The organism is Pseudoalteromonas sp. TAE56, from assembly GCF_000497955.1.
Lineage (GTDB): Bacteria > Pseudomonadota > Gammaproteobacteria > Enterobacterales > Alteromonadaceae > Pseudoalteromonas.
The window spans coordinates 61622-83809 of the sequence record NZ_AUTN01000119.1; the positions used below are offsets into that span (position 1 = coordinate 61622).

Below are 22188 nucleotides of genomic sequence, written 5' to 3' on the forward strand. Positions count from 1 at the left end.
AATTAATAACACTGCTAAGTTACATTATAATGAATCACTTTTTAGTTAAGCCACTTCGCCAATCTTTATTTGGCATCACAATTTTATGTTCATTGAGTGCATGCCAAATAACAACACCAAATGCCAATAAACAATTTACACAAGTAGCAAAAAGCATTGTCGATTATAGGCAAAGTACTAATCCTTATAGCAATTTAGAGGGAGTTGAAGGTTATTTATTACCAAATTTATCGCCCAAATTTTTAGCACAAGAATATAAAAATAAAGCGAGTCTACTTGCTGAGCTAGACGCAGTTAATATTGCAAAGTTAAGTGATGAAAATCAAATAAACTTCAATATTATTCGAGCTCAAGTACAAAACAGTGTTGATGAATATGTATTTAATGCGCACTATATGCCGCTTACCTCAGAATATGGTTTTCATTCTGGTTTATCGTACATAGTAAACAGCTCTCAATATAAAAATCAGCAAGACTACCAAGTATATTTGACTCGATTAACACAAGTCCCACGCTTTTTTGAACAAAACATCTATTGGATGAAAAAAGGGATCGAAACAGGCCTTACCCAACCTAAAGCAGTGTTAGAGGGTTATGAAGACTCAATTAATGCTTACATTGTTGACGATGTAACTACATCTGAGTTTTATAAACCTTTTTTAACTAATACAGCAGGTTTGAGTGACGATAAATTTAAAGCGTTACAACAAAAAGCTAAAAACATTATAAAAGACGATGTTATACAGTCTTATAAGAATTACTTAGCGTTTTTTACGCAGCAGTATCGGCCTAGTGCACGCACAAGTATTGGCATATCAGAGACGCCTAATGGCGAGGCATTTTATAAAAACAGAGCTAAGTATTACACCACTACCGATATGACACCTAAAGAGATTCATGAACTTGGATTGAAAGAGGTTGCTCGAATCCGCAGTGAAATGAAAGACGTAATAACAGAAGTAGGTTTTAAAGGCACGTTTGCCGAATTTATTCACTTTTTACGCACTGATCCACAATTTTACGCCACAACACCTGAGCAGCTTTTAAAAGAAGCCTCTTATATTGCTAAAAAAATGGATGCACAACTGCCTAAGTTATTTCATACCTTACCGCGTAAACCTTATGGCGTAGCACCCGTGCCAGCCAGCATTGCCCCTAAATACACAACAGGTCGATATTCTGGTTCTAATCGAGATGATGAAGCAGGGTATTACTGGGTAAATACTTACGCTTTAGATAAGCGCCCTTTGTATGTTTTAGAGGCATTAACGTTGCACGAAGCCGTGCCAGGTCATCATTTGCAAATCTCACTCAATGCTGAGCTTGAAAATTTGCCGAGTTATCGTCGTGATGCTTACCTTTCGGCATTTGGCGAAGGTTGGGGACTTTACTCTGAGTATTTAGGTTTAGAAGCAGGCTTTTACCAAGACCCATATAGCCGTTTTGGTCGCTTGACCTATGAAATGTGGCGAGCAGCCCGTTTAGTTGTTGATACGGGTATGCATATGTATGGCTGGAGCAGAGAGCGTGCCATGAATTTTATGAGTGAAAATACAGCGCTTTCGCTGCATAACGTTAAAACAGAAACTGATCGTTATATAACATGGCCTGCACAGGCGCTTTCGTACAAAATAGGTGAATTAACTATTAAACGTTTACGCTCTGAAGCAGAGCAAGCACTTGGGCACGATTTTGATATTCGTGAGTTTCATCATCAAATATTACGTCATGGTTCAGTGCCTTTATCGGTACTTGAAACGCAAGTACGCATTTATATTAAAAAGGAATCAGTTAAGCTGGAAAGTAAATAAGTATAATTTTTTAAAGTGGGTACTGAGTTGTTTTTTAGCTATTTAAGTTACAGGTTTGCTGGTAAGTACTTGTATTTATTTTAAGCTAGCAGATTAATAATTATGATGTGCCATTTACTTCATTAAAACGGTCAGTACTTATTAGCTATTATTTTAAAAATCACCAAGGGTCATAAATGAGCAATTTTATAATGTTTAGTATCGATATATTTGCAAGTATGTTTATAGTTGTGCTCGGGTTCGTTGTGCTTACTGTTATTATTTTTTATATTCGAGATGTAACGCAAACAAAGCATGCTATTAGGCGTAATTACCCTGTAATTGGTCGTTTCCGGTATTTTTTTGAACGCCAAGGTGAGTTTTTTAGACAATACTTTTTTGCTCAAGATAGAGAGGAAATGCCATTTAACCGCGCAGAGCGAAGCTGGGTTTATCGCGCTGCTAAAGATGTTGACCGTACTGCTGCATTCGGTTCAACACAAAGCTTAGAAGTAACAGGTACAGTTATGTTCATGAACTGTGCGTTTCCGACTTTAGATGAAGAAGCACTCGACCCGAGTAATGTCACTTTAGGTCCATACTGTAAAACACCTTACACCACTAATTCGTTATTTAATGTATCGGGTATGAGCTTTGGTGCGCTCTCAAAGCCTGCGGTTCGTGCTTTATCAAAAGGAGCTAAATTAGCAGGTTGCTGGATGAACACCGGTGAAGGTGGGCTAAGCCCATACCATTTGGAGGGGGGCGCCGATATTGTTTTTCAAATTGGTACCGCTAAATATGGTGCACGAGACGAGCATGGAAATTTAAGCACCGAAAAACTTAAAGAAATAGCGGCTCACGAGCAAGTCAAAATGTTCGAACTAAAAATGAGCCAAGGCGCTAAACCAGGTAAGGGTGGAATGCTTCCAGGGCGTAAAGTTAATGCCGAAATAGCTAAAATTAGGGGTATTCCAGAGGGGCAAGACTCTATTAGTCCCAATGGCCATCCTGAAATTAAAAACCCAGCCGATATTCTAGATATGATTGCCACGGTACGTAACGCGACAGGTAAGCCTACAGGCTTTAAAGCGGTAATTGGTGCCTACGGGTGGTTAGAAACGTTGTTCGCTGAAATAAATCATCGTGGTATAGAGTCAGCACCTGATTTTATTACCATAGATAGTGCTGATGGTGGTACGGGGGCGGCACCACAACCGCTTATGGACTCAGTCGGTTTACCACTACGTGAAAGTTTACCGCTGGTAGTTAACATGCTTGAAAAGCATGGGCTGCGAGATCGTATTAAAATAATCGCATCAGGTAAATTAATTGTTCCTTCCAAGGTTGCTTGGGCATTGGCACTGGGTGCTGATTTTGTTGTGTCGGCTCGAGGGCATATGTTTGCACTGGGCTGTATTCAGGCAATGCAATGTAATAAAGATACCTGTCCAACGGGGATCACTACACATAACGAGCGTTTGCAACGCGGTTTAAATGTAGCTGATAAAGCGCAGCGAGTAGCTAACTATAATAAATACATTCATTACGGAGCGGGGCTTATAGCTCATTCTTGTGGTGTTACTAGCGCACGCGAATTAAGGCGTGAGCACGTACGTATAGTGCAAGAAAGTGGTTTATCGGAGCCGCTTGATAAAATTTATGAAAATTATAAGTAAATTTTAATAATGGAAAAGGCGCTGATAGCGCCTTTTTTAATTTAATTGGCTTATTAATAAACTAAAAAATGCTTCTTTGTTGTCGCATGTTTGGGCATTCAAAATAAGCTGCTCGCCTAGCGCTAATGTTTGTTTTTGCACTGTAAGACGCGCAGCCTCATCACTAATGCTATCTATATCGGTTACATGTGCGAGCCCTATGGTGCGCCTAATTAATTCAGCACCACAATAACCAATAGTGTCTTGTAGTACGCTTTTCATAAAGTACTCACTATAACCTGTAGCCTTTAGCGCAGCTTCAGTAGTGTGCTCATTGATAAGCGTAAGCCAATGTTGTTCAAATAAGGTATAGCATTCAACAAGAGTGCTTAATAAATGAGTTTGGTAATTACGACGAGCCAAAAAATCTTCAATACGCCCGTATTGCGCACAATAATTTAAAAGTAAATTACCAATAAAAGAGCCAATATCGAACCCAATAGGACCAAAAAAACCAAACTCAGGATCGATCATCTTTGTATTATTACAATCAACAAAAATACTGCCGCTATGCATATCACCATGAAGTAATGTTTGCGGGTTAGATAAAAAATTAGCTTTTAGTTTTGCGACTTCTAACTTTAAGGCGCTATTTTTTTGTATTGCATCAACTTCGCTTTGTAGTTGCTTTGGGTAGTTATTGCGTTCGTGCTCAATGTACGGATCGCTAAAAAATAAGTCTTCAGTAATTTGGCAAAGCTCGGGATTAGTAAATTGGCTAACAAGTGTTTTTTTATTTTGTGTGGTTAAATAAAAGTCTGAATTATAAAAACCAGTATGGCTTAAGTAGGTCGCTACATGCTGCGCCAATTTAGGAAATTGCTCTGCATTATTTTGTGCAGTACGCAGTATTTGTAAATTACCTAAATCTTCTAAAATAGTGAGCGCTTGCATTTTACTATAATGTAAAACCCTAGCTGTATAAGTTGGGCAAATAGCGCCATGATTAAGCAAAACTTGTGCTTCTATACGAGCTCTATCAAGCGTTAATGGCCACGACTCACCCACGCAACGGGCGTAAGGCAAAGCTTGCTTTAAAATAACGCTATTATTTTGCTCATCAGTAATTCTAAATACTAAATTAAGATTGCCATCACCAAACTCGTACGCCGTTAAGGTTTGTCCGTGGGCAAAAAAATTACATTGGTTAGATTCAATTAACGTCGACACATAATCGATAGCGCGCTGTGCATTAAAAGCAACATAGTTAGTCATGGTTTAAATCTCAAAAATCAGCTTTTAAGCATTCTATACCTTTAAATGTTTAGATGTCTACAAGTCCAACTTGAGAGTTATTCAAAGTGGTGTAAAATAACGTTACGCATTTTTAATACCTTGAGCATTATGCAAAATTTAATCGCAAGCAGTTTAAAATATGAAAACGGGTCGCTTAGTGTGCTCGACCAATATTTACTACCTCACCAGCAGGTATGGCATCAGTGTCATGATGTAGAAACCATGAAAGAGCTGATCATTAGTTTAAAAGTGCGTGGAGCTCCACTTATTGGCTTAAGCGCGAGCTTGCTAGTGGCGTATTTAGCTGAGCAAGGGGTAGTTAAAAGTGAGCTTGAAAAAGCAATCAACGAACTAGAAGCCACTCGCCCAACGGCGGTTAATTTAATGCATTGTATGGCGGCACTACGTAAAGCTTTAACACAAAGCGATTATGTTACCGGTATTGTTACCACTGCTGAGCAGTTGTTTGTAGAAGATATAGCGCTGTGCGAGCGAATGGCAAACCGTGGCGCTGAACTAATAAATAGCGGCGACAACATATTAACCCATTGTAATACAGGGGCGCTTGCAACTGCGGGTATTGGTACGGCACTGGGTGTTATTTATAAAGCGCAGCAAAAACATGGCAACGTACATGTTTGGGTTGACGAAACACGACCATTATTACAAGGCGGTCGCTTAACTACTTTTGAGCTTGAGCGCTGGCAAGTACCTTACACATTAATTTGCGATAATATGGCGGCAAGTTTAATGGCTGCAGGGAAGGTAGATAAAATAGTAGTTGGGGCTGATCGTATTGCTGCCAATGGTGATTTTGCTAATAAAGTGGGCACCTATAATTTAGCTGTACTTGCGCATTTTCATAATATTCCATTTTACGTAGTCGCGCCTGTTACCACGCTTGATACAAACACTATTTGTGGCAATGATATAGAAATAGAGCAACGTAATCCTCAAGAGGTACGCGGAGTTAGCGGTAGCTTTGGCGAGGCTCTATGGGCACCCACTAATGCTAATGTATATAATCCTGCATTTGATATAACACCAGCAAAGCTGGTTACAGGGTGGGTGTTAGATACTGGCGTTTATAACCAAAGCCAAGTAGAAAGTGGCGAACTTTTAAAGCTTAAATAATTTTGCGATGTTTTGGTCCACATTATGTTTATTAGTGTGGACCAAGGTTTTGAATGTATGGCTAACTTACGATAATAGTGGAAATTGCTTGGCAATAGATGACTCCGTACTTTTTGCTACCCAGCCCTCTGTATTGTTAAATAAGCGAATGGCAGTGAACTCAGGGTCGCTCCCCATATCAAACCAATGCGGGGTAAGCTCTGGCACTGAAATTAAATCGCCTTGCTGGCAAAGTACCTGATAAACCTTATTGCCTAAATGCAGGCAAAATAGTCCTTGCCCTTTTACAAAAAAACGCACTTCGTCTTCACTATGAGTATGTTCAAATAAAAACTTTTTGCGCAGCTCTGATGAAGCAGGGTTTCCTTTAGCCAGTGATATTACGTCTACAGTTTGATAGCCATTTTCGGTTTTTAACCGATCTATATCGTTTTTGTACGCACTAATAATTTGCTCATGAGTAGTGTGCTCATTAATCTCTGCATTTGCTTGCCACTTTTCAAAACGTACGTTTACTTTAGCTAGTTGCTTTGCAATATCATCAGCATTTGATGAGCTTACGAGTGCTTTGTTTGCATTGTTGTCGGCATACACCGTTAATTGGCTCATACTAATTGCTCCAATGTAAATTGGCTAAAGTCATTAATATAAGGGTGTGCTTTAGTGCTTGCTTGCCCATCACGAATTAAATGTAGAGTTTTTAAGCCCGCAGCTTGTGCGGCATCAAGCTCGCCGGCTACATCACTTAAAAAGAGTATTTCTGCTGCTTTAAACGGTAACAGCTTAACAATAGTGTTATAGGCTGCTTGCTCTTGTTTTGCGCCAACTTTGGTGTCAAAAAAATCAGTAAATAAGCTGCGAATGTCGCCATAATCACTGTATTTAAAAAGTAGCTGCTGCGCTTTTACCGACCCTGACGAGTACACATACAAAGTAATATCGTTATTGTACTGAGCTTGTAAAAAATCAAAGGCGTCTGGGTATAAATGACCTTTAAAATCGCCGTGTTCATACCCCGTTTGCCAAATTAAGCCTTGTAACTGCTTAAGTGGAGTGATTTTTTTATCTTCGTCAATCCAGGTAAGTAAGGTGCTAATGACTTCTTCTATATCGGCGTTTGGCTTTTCTGTAAGCGCTTTTACGGCACTGATTTGCTCGGCTACATCGGGCTTGTTAGCATTGGCGCGTACAAAGGTCGGTAACTGTTTTGCCGCGTAAGGAAACAATACCTCTTTAACAAACGAGATGCGGGTTATTGTGCCTTCAATATCGGTTAAAATGGCTTTAATCATTTAGTCACTCCCGCTTGAATACCTATTATTTTTAAGCGCTCTAGCTCGCAGCTAAATAAAAACTCTAAGGCTTCTAGGTGGCGACGAACTTCATCAATATTGCGTCCTACTGCATATAAACCATGACCACGTATAAGTACGCCATGTTCTATAGGTGTATGTAAATGATGGTCACTGACCAGCAGGCTTAATCGGTCAATATCTTGATCGTTATCGAAAATAGGAATGCTCAGCGTTTCTAAATGCGAAGTAAAGCCGCTCAGTGCTTTTTGCATTTCATAGCCTGTTAAATCAAGCTGATGACTTTGGGTAATTTGCGACAGTACGGTGGCGGCTACAGAATGAGTATGTAAAACACACTGTGCATCAGGTATAAGCTGATACAAACTTAGGTGTAATTGTGTTTCTGCCGATGGTTTTACAGCTCCACTTAGGCGCTCGCCTTGGTGGTCTAATTGCAAAAAATGCTCTTGCGTCAGTGAGCCTTTATCGTGCCCACTTGCCGTAACAACAAAGCCAGTGCTAGTACGAGCTGAAAAGTTTCCGCCTGTTGCGGGTACCCAGCCTTTTTGGCTAACCCATTTTCCGGCTTCAATAAGTTGTGAAATAGCGGTATTGTTTTGCATACATTCCTCACTAATGAGCGTAAAGTTAATTATTTTTAGACGGCTATACTTCTGTTTTAAGCAATGATAGCATCGCTTTAAGCGCAAAACCATCATTAAGGGCTTCACGTGTTTGAAAGTAAATTACCAAATTTAGGCGTTAGTATATTTAGCCAAATGAGCGGGTTGGCTAATGAGTTTTCGGCAATTAATCTCTCTCAAGGCTTCCCTGAGTTTGATGCTCCTGATCTTTTAAAAACGCAGCTAAATTATTATGTGCAGCAGGGCGTTAATCAATATTCACCTTCAAGTGGTGTACCACGATTACAGCAACAAATTGCTGATTTAGCAAAACGAAAATATGCCGCTGATATAAACGCGGCTGATCAAGTTACTGTTACCTCGGGTGCAACAGAGGCATTGTTTGTGGCTATTCAAACAATCGTGCGCCCCAGTGATGAAGTGATTGTATTTGACCCTGCATATGACTCTTACCAACCTGCAATTGAACTTGCTGGTGGAAGGTCGGTACACATTGCTTTAAGTGCGCCAAATTACACTATTGATTGGCAAGTAGTAAGCCAAGCAATTACTAAAAATACCCGTGCCATTATTATTAATACGCCTCATAACCCAAGCGGTAAAATATTACAGCCACAAGATATAAAAGAACTTAAAGAGTTAGTTGGTACTCACAATTTATATGTAATAAGCGACGAGGTATATGAGCATATTACGTTTGATGAACAACCGCATTTAAGTGTATTACGCGATGATGAGTTATTTGCCAAAAGTTTTGTTATATCGAGTTTTGGTAAAACGTTTCATAGCACGGGCTGGAAAATGGGCTACTGTATTGCGCCTGCCGATTTATCTATCGAATTTAGAAAAATTCATCAGTACGTTACGTTTTCAAGCTTTACCCCCGCACAACATGCGCTTGCCGATATGCTAGAGCAGCAAGGCGAGCATATAGATGAGCTAAGTAGGTTTTATCAGCAAAAGCGTGATTTATTAGCGAGTCATTTAAGTAACAGCCGTTTTAAAATTTTACCTAGCCAAGGCACTTACTTTTTATTGTTAGATTACGGCGATGTATCGGATTTAAACGATGTTGAATTTTGCCATTGGTTAGTAGAGCAAGCAGGTGTTGCGGCTATTCCGTTAAGTGTGTTTTATCAAAAGCCCCCAACCGATAAAGTCATTCGTTTATGCTTTGCTAAAAACGACAACACTCTCATAGAGGCTGCGCAAATATTATGTCAACTTTAACTATTACAGCATTGCAAAGCTCGCTTCACTGGCTTGATAAAGACGCTAATTTAGCCATGTTTAATAAACAGCTTGAAGCAATTACTAATCAGCCCGATCTTATTTTACTGCCCGAAACATTTTCGACTGGCTTTGCTATTAATTTAGATTGTGCAGAGCCCGAAAACGGTAAAGTGCTTACTTGGTTAAAGGCACAGGCTCATAAACATAATGCGGTTATTGCCGGTTCGGTACTGGTTGCACAAGGCAATAAAAAAGCCAATCGGTTTTATTGGGTAAAGCCCGATGGTGAGGTGAGCTATTACGACAAACGTCATTTATTTCGCTTAGGCAGTGAGGGCGATTACGTTGTAGCAGGGCAGGCGCGCAAAGTTTTTGAAATTAACGGTTTTAAACTATTACCGCAGGTATGTTACGACCTCCGCTTTCCGGTATTTCAACGTAATAATAACGACTACGATGTAATGATAAACGTGGCAAATTGGCCAGCTGTACGCCGCCACATATGGGATACGCTACTTATGGCACGTGCAATGGAAAACCTGTGTTACGTAGTAGGCGTTAATCGCGTAGGGGATGATGGTAATGGTGCCGCGCACAATGGTGGTACAGCGGTATACGACTTTAAAGGCGATGCATTAACTAAAGCGCAAGATGACACCGAACAACTAGTTACTATAACACTTGAAAAAGCACCACTGGATGAGTTTAAAGCAGCGTTTCCAGCCTATTTAGACGCAGATTCTTTTACACTAATATAGTGCACGTTAATTTAGCGCAGAGCCAATAAAGTGTTAAAATAGTTGCTGATATTTTTTGTTGGCGGCAAATTTCGTAATGAACACTTTAATCACTCCTGTAATTTTAGCTGGTGGTATAGGCTCTCGCTTGTGGCCGCTTTCTCGCCAAGCAATGCCTAAACAATTTTTACCACTACTTAGTGAAAACACATCATTACTGCAAAGTACATTGGCACGTGTTTCTGATGGGTTGTTCGGTAATGCTATTTTAGTGTGTAACGAACAGCACCGATTTATTGCCGCAGAGCAAGCTGCAAGCTCAGCTGCTAGCGCATTACTACTTGAGCCTAACGGTAAAAATACCGCGCCTGCCATCGCATTAGCCGCCCACTATGCACTGCAAAATGGGATTACCGGTCCGCTATTAGTGATGCCTGCCGATCATCATATTGAAAACTTTGATGTATTAACGGCTAAGCTCCCAGAAGCCGTAAAACTTGCCGAGCAAGGTAAGTTAGTGACGTTTTCGATTACACCTACAGAGCCGCATACTGGTTATGGCTACATAAAACAAGGCGCGGCTATTGCTGGAACAGGTTGTTACGATGTTGCACAATTTAAAGAAAAGCCTGACTTAGATACAGCGAACCGTTATTTAGCTCAAGGGGGTTATAGCTGGAATAGCGGAATGTTTTTATTTACCCCTGCGGCTTATTTAAAAGAGCTCGAGCGGTTTGCGCCAAAAATAGCAATGAGTGTCGCTGCAGCGGCACAATTTACTAAAGATTTAGAGTTTACCCGCCCAAGCAACAGTGCGCTTGAGCACTGCCCAAGCGATTCAATAGATTACGCTATTTTAGAGCGAAGCGATAACGTAGTTGTTATGCCTGTTGATTTAAAATGGAGTGATGTAGGCAGTTTTTCATCCCTTGATGCGCTTACAAAAAAAGATGAAAACGGTAATAGTTTAAATACTAATTATATGGCTCAAAAAAGCACTAATAACTTAGTTATTAACGAGGCTGAGCATACAATAGCCACGCTTGGGGTGAGTAATTTAGCGATTATTCATACTCATGATGCCACGTTAATCGCAAATCAAAATGAGCTGGATTCTCTGCCTTTGTTGCTCAAGCAAATTGCGACAACACAGGCTGATAAACTTAACCATCATCAAGTGGTTTTTCGCCCGTGGGGAAATTACCGTACTTTAGTTGAGGGCACTGGCTTTAAAGTTAAAAAAATTACTGTTAACAGCGGTGCTAAGCTTTCGACGCAGCGCCATCAGCATCGCGCTGAACATTGGGTTGTGGTTTCGGGTATTGCAGATGTATGCATTGATGAGCAAGCGTATACGCTAACGCAAGACCAATCGTGTTATATCGCCGCAAAACAAATTCATAACTTGGCTAATAATCAAAAAGAGCCGTTAATAGTCATTGAAGTGCAAACCGGTGCTGTACTTGATGAAAGCGACATAGAGCGATTTGATGATAAATATGGAAGAGGCTAATAATTAGCTGTTTTTAAAGCTAATTCACTATCACTCTAACTGCCCACGCACAAACTTTAAATATTGCTCTAAGCTTCTTTGCCACAGATCTAACGCTTCATCAAGCATATCGTTGTGTTGTTTTTTATCGAGTAAACGGCGCTCTATTTTTTTAAGCTCAATACCATAGCGATTAAAACCCAATTGCAGAGCGGTACTTGCTTGTCGATGTAAAAGCTTAATGCATTGCTCTGGTTGTTGGTCAATAAGCTTTTGGCAGCGAATTAGCTTGTTACGCGCCGAGAGCACAAACTCATTATAAATCGACGACACTTCATCTTCACTAAACGAGCTGGTGAGTGTTTCGGCTGCTGTTTTGTCATACAAGGTATCAATAAGCTCTACTGCAATACTCGCAGTTTGATTAGATTGAGAGTCGCTAAGTGCTTGGCGAAGCTTCTCGTGCTTAATAGGCTTACCTACAATGTCTTTTATACCTAATTCTAAATACTCTTTTATTTCGTCAGGGCTAAGGCTTGCAGTAAATGCGAGTACTGGCGTTCTTTGATTTTTATGATCAATGCGTTTTAGCCGTTTAAGTACTTCTTGGCCTGTTAAATCAGGTAGGTTCATATCAAGCAAAACAACATCGAAGTGGTGAGCTTGCATGAGTTCTATGGCGCTTTTTCCATCTTTTGCGAGCTTAATTTTGTGCTCATCGTCGGCCATAAATTCTATAGCAATTTTTTGATTTAAATCTAAATCTTCAACCAGTAGTACATCAAGACCTGTTAAGTAATCTTTAGTTTGATGGCGCTGCTCTACAAGGCTTAATTCACCTAAGGTAAAAGTAACGGTAAAGCTAAATACACTGCCGGTTCCAAGCTGGCTAGCTATTTCGAGTCGGCTACTGAGCTTTTCAAGTAGGCGACTGGTAATAGCTAAACCAAGGCCGGTCCCACCTTTCTCTTTTCCTGCACTGCTTTGTACGTAGGGCTCTGTTAAGTAAGCTATCTCATCATTTTCTATACCTGGCCCTGAATCTTTTACACTAATTTTTATAGTGTGCTCAAGTTGCTTTTCTAAAACTAAATCAACCTGAATTTTAACGGTTCCGTGGTCTGTAAACTTAATGGCATTACCCACTAAATTAATAATTATTTGCCTAAGTTTTTGCTGGTCGCAGTAATAACAGGCTTGCTCAGGAATATTACATATTAGTTCAAACTTGAGCTGTTTTTGCTCGGCGAGAGGACTTAGTAATAAGCATAAATTATTAAGCCATGTTTTAAACTCGACATCTTCTTCGTAAAGCGCTTCGTCACTTTGATCCAAACTTGCATAATCGAGTACTTTATCTACCAATAAATTAAGAGATTCGGCAGAATTTATAATCGCCTCGCAATAGGCTTTATTGCGAGTATCACTTGTTTGGTTCATAACAAGTTGGGCGCTGCCCAAAATACCGTTAAGCGGGGTGCGAATTTCGTGGCTTATAGTTGATAAAAAGAGCCCGCGTATTTCTAAATCTTTTTGTGCTTTATCGGCTAATTTATTGAGATGCTGCTCTCTGCGCTCATTACACAATAACGCCATACCTGCAGCATAAAACATGGGCGCAATTACGCCATTTAAAAATAGCAAAGAGCTAAGCCAGCCGTTTACTAAAAGATTTTTTTGTTCAATGTTATTCATAAATAACGAGCGGCCAATAAAGCTTAAAGCAACAAGCGTTAAAATGGTTATGTATACAATACTGCCATTAGGATAGGGTTTGCGTGCACACTTAATAAATATAAACAGTAAAAAACCGGCTTCTGCTATGTGTTGTATATCGGATGCAATTACTCTTTCGTGTAAAGATGGGTCAAAAAAGGTGTAATAGCCAAGCATTACAGTGCAAAAAACGGTCACTGAGCAAAGTAATTTAAAACCAATACCGCGACAATTTAAAAACTGACTAAGTGAAAGGCAGTGCACTATTGATGCGGCAAACATCATGCTACTGGCAGCGCTAATAATTACTAAATTATGTGTATCACCAACAAGAGTAAAGCCAATAACTGAGCCTAATAGCAATATGGGATAGAAAATATAAAGCAATGTGCCTGGAATTTGTTTGTTTGTTCGCCACGTCAAAAAGTTAAGTAAAGTCATTACAACCATGATGGCGATGCTGGCAAAATAAAGAGTGAAAGAGTCGAGCATTAATAGTCCAGCAAAGTAGTTTTTAAACAAATATTATTAAAAGTATACACTTATACCAATTTTCAAAACAGATCACTTAAGTAAGCAAATTAGTATTAAATAAGTATGCAACACATACAAAAACAGACACCTAAGTGTCTGCTTTTAATTTTAAACTAAATATTTGATTAACGAATTTCATCAGGAATATTTTGCTGTGCCCAAGATAGGAGCTCAATACGGTTACGACATTTAGTTTTTCTAAATGCGCTATATAAATGTGTTTTAACAGTGTGTGGACTGATACTTAAATCTTCTGCGATCTCTTTATTCTTCGAACCTTTACTCATTAGTGAGATTATTGCTTTTTCTCGTTTAGTGAGTTTAACAGGCTCAATATCACCTTCAGTTAATTTATGCAGGGCATCTTTATTAAACTGAAGCATACGATTTAATGCATTACACATTATATCGCGGCGATACCAAAGTTGATCTTCAAGTAGTAAGCGAATACCTTTCATTAATACATCGGCGTTATCTGTTGTGTAAAACACGCCACGAATACCGCTCAACAATGCACGGTTAGCAAGTTCAGGGTTTTCGTCTAGATTAAATAATATGATATCGCATTTAATACGTAGGTTTACTAGTTGTTCTTTTAGTTTTCCCCATGCATCCTTGCTTGATGTTTCAATAAACAAAAGTCGAGTCCCTTCAGGTATGTCTAAAATATTAGTACCTGTGGTTACGTCAAGGCCTTGCGTTTTTAACAAAGGTTCTAAAACGTTAATACCAATAGTGTTAATTGGCTCTTGATCTAATAACAAAAAGGCTGAACTGCTCATGTTTTTATACTCTTTTATAAAGCTGACTGACTGAGTTTATCACGACTTCCACACCTTTTGTATTAGAAAGTCGTTGATGTACTCAATAACAAATACGATATTACGATTATTTAAACATAAAATGTTGCAAATAAGTAACTATTTATTATTTATAACCATGAAAAACCATAACATTTGTAACTAATTAGTTGAGTGGAATAGTTTAGTGAAAAATTTTAATTAATTTACTTTTTTTACATTTTGATAAGGTGGCCACCCCATCTCTTTACCGGCAAGCATGTGTAAATGTATGTGATAAACAGTTTGCCCACCATGTTCGTTACAGTTCATAACTACGCGGTATCCGTCCTCAGCAAAATTATGTTGCTTAGCTAATTTAGCTGCGGCTACGTATAAGTTGCCTACTAAATGTGAGTTTTCAGGATTTATATCATTTATAGTAGCAATTGCTTTTTTTGGGATAATTAATACATGAAATGGCGCTTGTGGGTTTATATCTTTAAATGCGAGAGTGTTTTCATCTTCGTAAATAATATCTGCCGGAATTTCACGATTAATTATTTTGGTAAAAATAGTTTCTTGGCTCATAGTGTGTTCCTAATTAAGTGTTGTGAATTTTAAGCTCACTAATGACAAACTTTCAAAGCAGTGTCAAACTGAAATCAAATAAAGGAGTTAATATGCTTAAACCAATTTTAATAAGTAGTGCAGTTGCATTACTAGTTAGTTTTTCGGCTAATGCTGAGAATATTCACTTTCCAGAAGAAATTGTACCACTGCAAGTGGGCGATAAAATGCTAGAAAGCTCTTTGTTTGGTCGTATTGACGATGTCGAGCTTGCTCCAGGGACCTATCAGCTTAGGCTAAAATACACCGATTTATATGAAGATGATTATGACACGCATGAAGTTATAGAGTCGGAACCATTTTGGGTAAATGTAACTGTTGAAGCAGGTAAAGATTATACCTTAGTGTTTAATCGTGCTGAAAATGCGGTATCTGCAAAAGTATTTGCAGAAGCCCCTCAAGTGAGTTTAAAAGCAAAAAGTAGCGCTGTTGCTAAACCTTTAAGTGTTATTTCTAACACGCAGCTAGCAAGCAATAAACCGGCAATGCAAAATACAATGCCTGCAGGACCTTCTCGTCCTAGTCAGCCAATAAAGCCGATAGCACCAATTACAGGTAAAGGCATGCCAAGTGCGCCGCAAATGCTTGATTTTTGGTGGCAACAAGCCACAACTGCAGAGCGTAAAGCTTTTTTAGAAAAAGTGACAAAGTAGAAAAATAGCAAAACAAAAGGGCCAAATTTGGCCCTTTTTAGTTTCTAATTAACGCTATTTATTCAAATAATGCGTCAATAGTACCTTGTGCAAGAGGGTGATACCCAGGGCGTGCTTTTAAGTACACGCTTTGTGCCCACTCTTTTTTACCGTTAGTGATAAGTGATTTGTATAACGGTACAATTAACTTACGACGGCCAATACCTGATAGGTGCTTATTAAGCGCAGGATAAATTGGTTGATAACCATTACCTACTGCTAGCATAAACCAAGCAAATGCACGTTCAGCATTCGTTGATTGCGTTAGATTAAATTCACTATCAAGCTCGCTCATTTTCTCTATGCTTAAATCGCGTGGTAAGTTATTTAAAAAGTGTAGCCACTCATGCACAGACCAATCAGCTGTTGGTAGTTGAGCTGCTGTTGTGTCGCCTTTTAGCCATGCTGCTGTTGCAGTATCTACTTTATCAAATGCATCTGAAGTAGGGTTTGGCGCATCACTTGGTAAGCCTGGCTCAAAAATCCATTCGTTTACTTTATCCATACTTACAACACCCGGGTACTTCTCAATTAAGTTAGCTTTTAAGTAAGTAACAAATTGCGCGGTAGTAAGTGATTTAAACGAAAACTCTTTAAAGTACGCTTTTACAAACGGGTCAAACTTATCGCGGCCATATTTGTTTTCTAGATAGATTAAAAATAACTGACCTTTAGTGTAAGGCACTGAGCTAAACGCATCGTCTGGGTCGCGGCCATTAAGTTTTAAATTAAGGCGTGTATCTGGTGCATCAATTGTTTTAATTTGTGCGCGTAAAGACGCTGAATCAAGTGCTTGTTCCATAACCGCACGGTCACGACCAAATACTTCTTCCATAATGCGGTTTTCAACGTACGAGGTAAAACCTTCGTTTAACCACAAATCTTCCCACGTAGCGTTAGTTACTAAGTTACCAGACCAAGAATGAGCAAGCTCATGGGCAATAAGGTTAACTAAGCTTTTATCACCGGCAACAACCGTTGGAGTTATGAATGATAAGCGTGGATTTTCCATGCCACCAAACGGAAAGCTTGGCGGTAGCATTAATAAGTCGTAACGACCCCACGCATATTCGCCATACATAGCGTTTGTTTTATCGATCATGGCTTGGGTGTCATCAAATTCAGCAACTGAGGCATCTAAAATTGTCGGCTCAGCAAATATGCCCGTTTGGTGCGACATTGCTTTAAATTCTAAGTTACCCGCACCAATAGCAATTAGGTAAGGTGAAATTGCTTGTGGCATATCAAAAATGTAGTCGCCATCTTTATAAAGCGCATCTTTGTTATCGGCACTCATTACAGCACGTATATCTTTTGGTGTATGAATTCGTGCAGAGTAAGTTACACGCATTGCGGGTGTATCTTGCACTGGGATCCAACTACGTGCATGAATTGCTTGCGATTGGCTGTACATAAATGGATGCGTTTTACTTGCCGTTTGCGTGGGTGTTAACCATTGCAGGCCTGAAGCTTCTGGACGACTGTTGTAGTAAATACGAACTACTTCAGCTTGGTTTTTAAACACAATAGTAAGCTTTGAACCTTTAACGTCATCTCGCTTAGCTAAATCAAAAGTCGCCTTTTTCCAGTTACCACTTTGATCTTTGTACATTACTTTATCAATGTCTAAGTCGCGGGTATCAAGTACAAGCGTTCTACTTTTGCTGTTGTTCCACTGAAGAGTATGCTCAACAAAACCTTCTAACTGCTTGTCGGCAAAGTCGACATCTAAATCAAGGTTTAAGTGAGTAGTAACAACATCATCAAGGTTAGCATACGAGTTTTGGTCAATCGCATTAGCCATTGCTTGCGAACACATACCCGCCATAGCGAGGCTTAAAAAAAGAGGTTTAATTTTCATCATTACTCTGAACACAAATAAAAAAGTGCTGGTTTTATATCACGATTGGCACGGTGGGTTGAGTGATTTTTACAATCTAGTGCCACATTTGCGACGATGAGGTAAACTATTGCGATTAGTTACCGGTATTTTTAGAGAGCTTTGTGGCGCATTCATTACACTCCTTACATACATTCGCATTAAACAGCCAATGCCAAAATTTTGTTGAAATTACTCAGCTTGAGCAACTTAAAACGCAAAGTTTTAGTACACCGTTTTGTTTGCTAGGCGAGGGCAGTAATACCGTATTTTTAAATGACTACATGGGTACGGTTATAAAAATAGCCTTAAAAGGGATTAAAATTACTGATCGTGAGAACGACACACTAATAACTATTGCCGCAGGCGAAAACTGGCATCAACTAGTCAGTTATTTATTAGAGAAAAATATACCAGGGCTTGAAAATCTAGCACTTATACCGGGCACTGTTGGCGCATCGCCGGTACAAAATATTGGTGCTTATGGCGTTGAGATAGCTAAATTTATTGAGTTGGTAGAATACTTTGATATAACCACTAAAACTATGCACTCACTAAATAACGAGCAATGTGAATTCGCTTACAGAGACTCAATATTTAAACATGCCCTTAAAAATAAAGCGGTGATCACGCAAGTGCATTTAGCGCTTCCAAAAAAGTGGCAACCAGTATTAAGTTATGGCCCCCTGCAGCAGCTCTCAAGCATTACCCCGCAAGCAGTATTCGATCAGGTTATAAAAACGCGCAATAGCAAATTACCTAACCCATATACACTTGCCAATGCGGGTAGCTTTTTTAAAAACCCAATAATTACTAACCAGCAGTTAGCTGAGCTATTAAAGCAGTTTGCAGATTTACCTCATTACGAATATGGGCAAAGCCATCACAAGGTCGCAGCAGGTTGGCTAATCGATAAAAGTGGTTTAAAAGGGCACCGCGAGGCCGGTGTAGAAGTGCATGAACAACAAGCGCTAGTGCTTGTTAATCACGGAAATAGTGAAGGTAGTGACCTAATAAAAATGATTAAACACATTCAGCAAGTGGTTTATATGCGCTACAACATTATGCTTGAGCACGAAGTACGTTTGATAGATTCGTGTAGCGAATGCCATATTAACGCGGAGCCTGAGCAATGAAAGCACCTGATGGAAACAAACTCGCTATTTTAAATGCACTCAACCAAGGAGGCTTTGTATCTGGGCAAGCCTTGGGTGAAAAGCTAGGAATTAGCCGAGCTGCGGTTAGTAAACATATTAAAACGTTACAAGAAATGGGCTTGGATATTTTTAAAGTGACTGGCAAAGGCTATTGTTTGAATAGTCAGGTGGGCCTTTTAAATAAAACGCAAATTGATCAACACTACAAAGCGCTAGGTGATAATACGGCCAATGTAGAAGTACACCCTATTATAGATTCGACCAACAGTGAGCTTATGCGCCGTATACAGGCTAAAACAGCGCTTGAGTCTGGGACTGTTATTGTTGCTGAAATGCAGCAAGCAGGGCGCGGCCGACGCGGCCGTGTTTGGCAATCACCCTTCGGCGCTAATTTGTATTACAGTTACTTTTGGCGTTTAGATGACGGGCTTCAAGCTGCAATGGGTGTATCAATTGCAGTAGGCCTTGCAGTTTATGATGCAATTAAAGCGTTATACCAAATTGACGTAGAGCTTAAATGGCCTAACGATATTTATATAAATAAGCAAAAGCTTGCAGGTGTATTAGTTGAACTCGACGGACAGCCGCAAGGTCCTTGTCAGCTTGTGATTGGTATAGGTATCAACTTACAAATGCCAGACAGCTTTAGCCAACATATAGACCAAGCGTGGACCGACTTAAATCAACATACCCAACAGCTAGATAAAAACCAGTTGGTGGCATCGCTTACTCATCATTTAGAGCAGCGTTTAGTGCAGTATCGCCAAACAGGTTTGCAAAATATGTATGAGCAATGGAATTCACTCAATGCATTTGCTGGTGATTATGTTGAGCTTAATACAGGGCACCGAAGCTGGCGTGGAATATGTGAAGGTATTGACCCACAAGGTGGAATACGAATTCGCCAAGATGGTGAAGTAAAAAGTTATTACGGTGGGGAAGTCTCCCTTAGAAAGGCGCAAGTATGAGATTACTGATCGACGTAGGAAATACATCACTAAAAGCTGTGCTGTGGGATAACGATCAAGCACAACCAGCAGATATAAATAACCTACCTTGGTTGCAAATAACCGAAGTGATTTATGCGTGCGTAGGGCGCAGTGATTTATTAAACGATATTCTAACGCAAGCGGCTAGCAATAATATTACTTGCTTTGAAGCCAAAGTAACCAAAACGCTTGGAGATCTTGTATGCGCTTACGAGCATGTGGGTAACTTAGGCATAGACAGGTGGCTTGCGCTTATTGCAGGCTTTACATTATACCCACATAAAGCATGCATTGTTGTTGATGCAGGTACTGCGACAACAATTGATGTGCTTGATAATGAAGGTAAGCATCTAGGCGGCTGGATTTTACCTGGGCTTGATTTAATGACCTCATCGCTTACACAAAACACCCAACGTGTTTTTGATGACGGTAAAACACCATTTACTAATGAATTGGGTAAAAACACGCCAAACGGTTTAAAAAATGGTGCTTTAGTGGCAACCATCGGAGCAATTGAGCAAGCTAAACTGCATTTAACAGCTCAAAAAACAGAACAGGCAATACAAATTATTTTTGCTGGTGGCTATGGCTCGCTATTGCAACAGCAATTTGCAGGAAGTATTTTTGATTCATTGTTAGTAATGAAGGGCTTAAATTATTGGTATGAATTAACCGAAACAGTATAAAAAAGTGCAAAAAACGTGTTTTCGCGTGAATATTGAGCATTTAAACTAAAAATTTACACTTTTTTTAATTTTATTGTTGCATCCCAATAAACCTTACTCTAATATCTCGCCCCGTACTAAAGCAGTGCCGACTTAGCTCAGCTGGTAGAGCAACTGACTTGTAATCAGTAGGTCAACCGTTCGACTCGGTTAGTCGGCACCACTTTCCTTTTACCGGAAGTGAATTAGTAGAGAATTATCGTGGAGGGGTTCCCGAGCGGCCAAAGGGATCAGACTGTAAATCTGACGGCTCAGCCTTCGCTGGTTCGAATCCAGCTCCCTCCACCACTTTATTCTTGACGGTTAGAGGTAGTTTAAGAACAGATTTTTATGCGGGCATCGTATAATGGCTATTACCTCAGCCTTCCAAGCTGATGATGCGGGTTCGATTCCCGCTGCCCGCTCCAGTTCTTGTGTTGCTGATATAGCTCAGTTGGTAGAGCGCACCCTTGGTAAGGGTGAGGTCGGCAGTTCGACTCTGCCTATCAGCACCAGTCCTAAGAATCTCCTTGATTACTTCCTTTATCTGTCAGAAAATACTATTTGAAAAAATTAACTTAATCTACCTCTGGTGGATTATTTTCATATGTAATTTAGATACACAAAACTGATAGGTTCCGTCATGGCAAAAGAAAAGTTTGAACGCGTAAAACCGCACGTAAACGTTGGTACAATCGGCCACGTTGACCACGGTAAAACTACACTAACTGCAGCAATCACTAACGTACTTGCAAAAGTATACGGCGGTGTTGCTAAAGATTTCGCATCAATCGATAACGCTCCAGAAGAGCGCGAACGTGGTATCACTATTTCAACGTCTCACGTTGAATACGATACACCTACACGTCACTACGCACACGTAGATTGTCCTGGTCACGCCGATTATGTTAAAAACATGATCACTGGTGCTGCTCAAATGGACGGCGCGATCTTAGTAGTTGCTGCGACAGATGGCCCTATGCCACAAACGCGTGAGCACATCCTTCTTTCTCGTCAAGTTGGCGTTCCTTACATCATCGTGTTCATGAACAAATGTGACATGGTAGATGACGAAGAACTACTTGAACTAGTAGAAATGGAAGTTCGTGAACTTCTTTCAGAATACGATTTCCCAGGTGATGACTTACCTCTAATCGCTGGTTCTGCGCTTAAAGCGTTAGAAGGCGAGAAAGAGTGGGAAGATAAGATTGTTGAGCTTGCAAACGCACTTGATTCTTACATCCCAGAGCCAGAGCGTGACATCGATAAGCCATTCATCATGCCTATCGAAGACGTTTTCTCAATCCAGGGTCGTGGTACAGTTGTAACTGGTCGTGTTGAAGCTGGTATCATCCGCATCAATGACGAAGTAGAAATTGTTGGTATCAATGATACAACTCGTTCTACTTGTACTGGTGTTGAAATGTTCCGTAAGCTTCTAGACGAAGGTCGTGCTGGCGAAAACATCGGCGCACTTCTACGTGGTACTAAACGTGAAGACGTTGAACGTGGTCAAGTACTAGCTAAGCCTGGTTCAATCAACCCACATACTACATTCACTTCAGAAGTATACGTACTTTCGAAAGATGAAGGTGGTCGTCATACTCCATTCTTCAAAGGTTACCGTCCACAGTTCTACTTCCGTACAACTGACGTAACGGGTGACGTACAGTTACCAGAAGGCGTAGAAATGGTAATGCCTGGTGATAACATCAAGATGACAGTAACTCTAATCGCACCAATCGCGATGGATGAAGGTCTTCGTTTTGCTATCCGTGAAGGTGGCCGTACTGTAGGTGCTGGTGTTGTAGCAACTATCGTAGCGTAAT

The 22188-nt window shown here is 40.0% G+C and carries 19 protein-coding genes and 4 tRNA genes; 15 read left to right on the forward strand and 8 right to left on the reverse strand.

Features of this window, described 5'->3' with window-relative positions:
* Nucleotides 1-29 precede the first annotated feature (29 nt).
* Nucleotides 30-1811 (forward strand): DUF885 domain-containing protein, encoded by a 1782-nt coding sequence (locus L656_RS0114325; protein WP_024599718.1) that lies wholly within the window; start codon nucleotides 30-32, stop codon nucleotides 1809-1811.
* Nucleotides 1812-1987: 176 nt separating this feature from the next.
* Nucleotides 1988-3469, forward strand: coding sequence for an FMN-binding glutamate synthase family protein (locus L656_RS0114330; protein WP_024599719.1), 1482 nt, complete (start codon nucleotides 1988-1990; stop codon nucleotides 3467-3469).
* A 36-nt stretch (nucleotides 3470-3505) separates the two neighbouring features.
* On the opposite strand, the gene mtnK is transcribed toward L656_RS0114330, so the two are convergent.
* Nucleotides 3506-4723 (reverse strand): S-methyl-5-thioribose kinase, encoded by a 1218-nt coding sequence (gene mtnK, locus L656_RS0114335; protein WP_024599720.1) that lies wholly within the window; start codon nucleotides 4721-4723, stop codon nucleotides 3506-3508.
* Nucleotides 4724-4852: 129 nt separating this feature from the next.
* On the opposite strand from mtnK, the gene mtnA reads away from it, so the two are divergent.
* Nucleotides 4853-5878: an S-methyl-5-thioribose-1-phosphate isomerase gene (gene mtnA, locus L656_RS0114340; RefSeq protein WP_024599721.1), complete on the forward strand. Its 1026-nt coding sequence runs from the start codon at nucleotides 4853-4855 to the stop codon at nucleotides 5876-5878.
* Nucleotides 5879-5944: 66 nt separating this feature from the next.
* On the opposite strand, the gene L656_RS0114345 is transcribed toward mtnA, so the two are convergent.
* The 3 genes from L656_RS0114345 to L656_RS0114355 are packed head-to-tail and all read right to left on the reverse strand — an operon-like array spanning nucleotide 5945 to nucleotide 7796.
* Nucleotides 5945-6487 carry a 1,2-dihydroxy-3-keto-5-methylthiopentene dioxygenase gene (locus tag L656_RS0114345; protein ID WP_024599722.1) on the reverse strand — a complete coding sequence of 181 codons (543 nt, stop codon included), beginning with the start codon at nucleotides 6485-6487 and terminating at the stop codon, nucleotides 5945-5947.
* Nucleotides 6484-7170 (reverse strand): acireductone synthase, encoded by a 687-nt coding sequence (mtnC, locus tag L656_RS0114350; protein ID WP_024599723.1) that lies wholly within the window; start codon nucleotides 7168-7170, stop codon nucleotides 6484-6486. Before mtnC ends, L656_RS0114345 begins: the two co-directional genes overlap by 4 nt.
* A complete protein-coding gene (locus tag L656_RS0114355; protein WP_024599724.1) occupies nucleotides 7167-7796 on the reverse strand; it encodes a methylthioribulose 1-phosphate dehydratase in 630 nt (209 codons plus the stop codon). Before L656_RS0114355 ends, mtnC begins: the two co-directional genes overlap by 4 nt.
* Nucleotides 7797-7904: 108 nt before the next feature.
* Here L656_RS0114355 and L656_RS0114365 point away from each other — a divergent pair, with 108 nt between their 5' ends.
* From L656_RS0114365 to L656_RS0114375, 3 genes are all read left to right on the forward strand, one after another.
* Nucleotides 7905-9047, forward strand: a complete 1143-nt coding sequence (locus L656_RS0114365; protein WP_024599725.1) for a methionine aminotransferase — start codon at nucleotides 7905-7907, stop codon at nucleotides 9045-9047.
* Nucleotides 9035-9808 carry an amidohydrolase gene (locus tag L656_RS0114370; RefSeq protein WP_024599726.1) on the forward strand — a complete coding sequence of 258 codons (774 nt, stop codon included), beginning with the start codon at nucleotides 9035-9037 and terminating at the stop codon, nucleotides 9806-9808. Before L656_RS0114365 ends, L656_RS0114370 begins: the two co-directional genes overlap by 13 nt.
* A 76-nt stretch (nucleotides 9809-9884) precedes the next feature.
* Nucleotides 9885-11300 (forward strand): mannose-1-phosphate guanylyltransferase/mannose-6-phosphate isomerase, encoded by a 1416-nt coding sequence (locus L656_RS0114375; protein ID WP_024599727.1) that lies wholly within the window; start codon nucleotides 9885-9887, stop codon nucleotides 11298-11300.
* Between the two features lie 30 nt (nucleotides 11301-11330).
* On the opposite strand, the gene L656_RS0114380 is transcribed toward L656_RS0114375, so the two are convergent.
* The 3 genes from L656_RS0114380 to L656_RS0114390 all read right to left on the reverse strand — a co-directional run bounded on the left by L656_RS0114380 (nucleotide 11331) and on the right by L656_RS0114390 (nucleotide 14899).
* Nucleotides 11331-13487 carry a response regulator gene (locus L656_RS0114380; protein ID WP_024599728.1) on the reverse strand — a complete coding sequence of 719 codons (2157 nt, stop codon included), beginning with the start codon at nucleotides 13485-13487 and terminating at the stop codon, nucleotides 11331-11333.
* 167 nt (nucleotides 13488-13654) lie between these two features.
* A complete protein-coding gene (locus L656_RS0114385; protein WP_004334929.1) occupies nucleotides 13655-14311 on the reverse strand; it encodes a helix-turn-helix transcriptional regulator in 657 nt (218 codons plus the stop codon).
* A gap of 219 nt (nucleotides 14312-14530) precedes the next feature.
* Nucleotides 14531-14899, reverse strand: a complete 369-nt coding sequence (locus L656_RS0114390) for a histidine triad nucleotide-binding protein (protein ID WP_024597062.1) — start codon at nucleotides 14897-14899, stop codon at nucleotides 14531-14533.
* Nucleotides 14900-14991: 92 nt separating this feature from the next.
* Between L656_RS0114390 and L656_RS0114395 the strand changes: the two genes are divergently transcribed.
* Entirely contained in the window at nucleotides 14992-15591 is a 600-nt protein-coding gene (locus L656_RS0114395; protein ID WP_024599729.1) for a DUF2057 domain-containing protein, read from the forward strand.
* A 58-nt stretch (nucleotides 15592-15649) separates the two neighbouring features.
* On the opposite strand, the gene L656_RS0114400 is transcribed toward L656_RS0114395, so the two are convergent.
* Nucleotides 15650-17491 carry a M1 family metallopeptidase gene (locus L656_RS0114400; RefSeq protein ID WP_024599730.1) on the reverse strand — a complete coding sequence of 614 codons (1842 nt, stop codon included), beginning with the start codon at nucleotides 17489-17491 and terminating at the stop codon, nucleotides 15650-15652.
* 143 nt (nucleotides 17492-17634) lie between these two features.
* On the opposite strand from L656_RS0114400, the gene murB reads away from it, so the two are divergent.
* From murB to tuf, 8 genes are all read left to right on the forward strand, one after another.
* Nucleotides 17635-18645, forward strand: coding sequence for a UDP-N-acetylmuramate dehydrogenase (gene murB / locus L656_RS0114405; protein WP_024599731.1), 1011 nt, complete (start codon nucleotides 17635-17637; stop codon nucleotides 18643-18645).
* Nucleotides 18642-19634, forward strand: coding sequence for a bifunctional biotin--[acetyl-CoA-carboxylase] ligase/biotin operon repressor BirA (gene birA, locus L656_RS0114410; protein ID WP_024597284.1), 993 nt, complete (start codon nucleotides 18642-18644; stop codon nucleotides 19632-19634). Before murB ends, birA begins: the two co-directional genes overlap by 4 nt.
* Nucleotides 19631-20341 carry a type III pantothenate kinase gene (locus tag L656_RS0114415; RefSeq protein WP_024599732.1) on the forward strand — a complete coding sequence of 237 codons (711 nt, stop codon included), beginning with the start codon at nucleotides 19631-19633 and terminating at the stop codon, nucleotides 20339-20341. Before birA ends, L656_RS0114415 begins: the two co-directional genes overlap by 4 nt.
* A 126-nt stretch (nucleotides 20342-20467) precedes the next feature.
* Nucleotides 20468-20543 (forward strand) — tRNA-Thr (locus L656_RS0114420).
* A 40-nt stretch (nucleotides 20544-20583) separates the two neighbouring features.
* Nucleotides 20584-20668, forward strand: a tRNA-Tyr gene (locus L656_RS0114425).
* 44 nt (nucleotides 20669-20712) lie between these two features.
* Nucleotides 20713-20787 (forward strand) — tRNA-Gly (locus L656_RS0114430).
* Between the two features lie 11 nt (nucleotides 20788-20798).
* Nucleotides 20799-20874, forward strand: a tRNA-Thr gene (locus tag L656_RS0114435).
* Nucleotides 20875-21002: 128 nt separating this feature from the next.
* Nucleotides 21003-22187 carry an elongation factor Tu gene (gene tuf, locus L656_RS0114440; RefSeq protein WP_024596766.1) on the forward strand — a complete coding sequence of 395 codons (1185 nt, stop codon included), beginning with the start codon at nucleotides 21003-21005 and terminating at the stop codon, nucleotides 22185-22187.
* Nucleotide 22188: the final 1 nt, after the last annotated feature.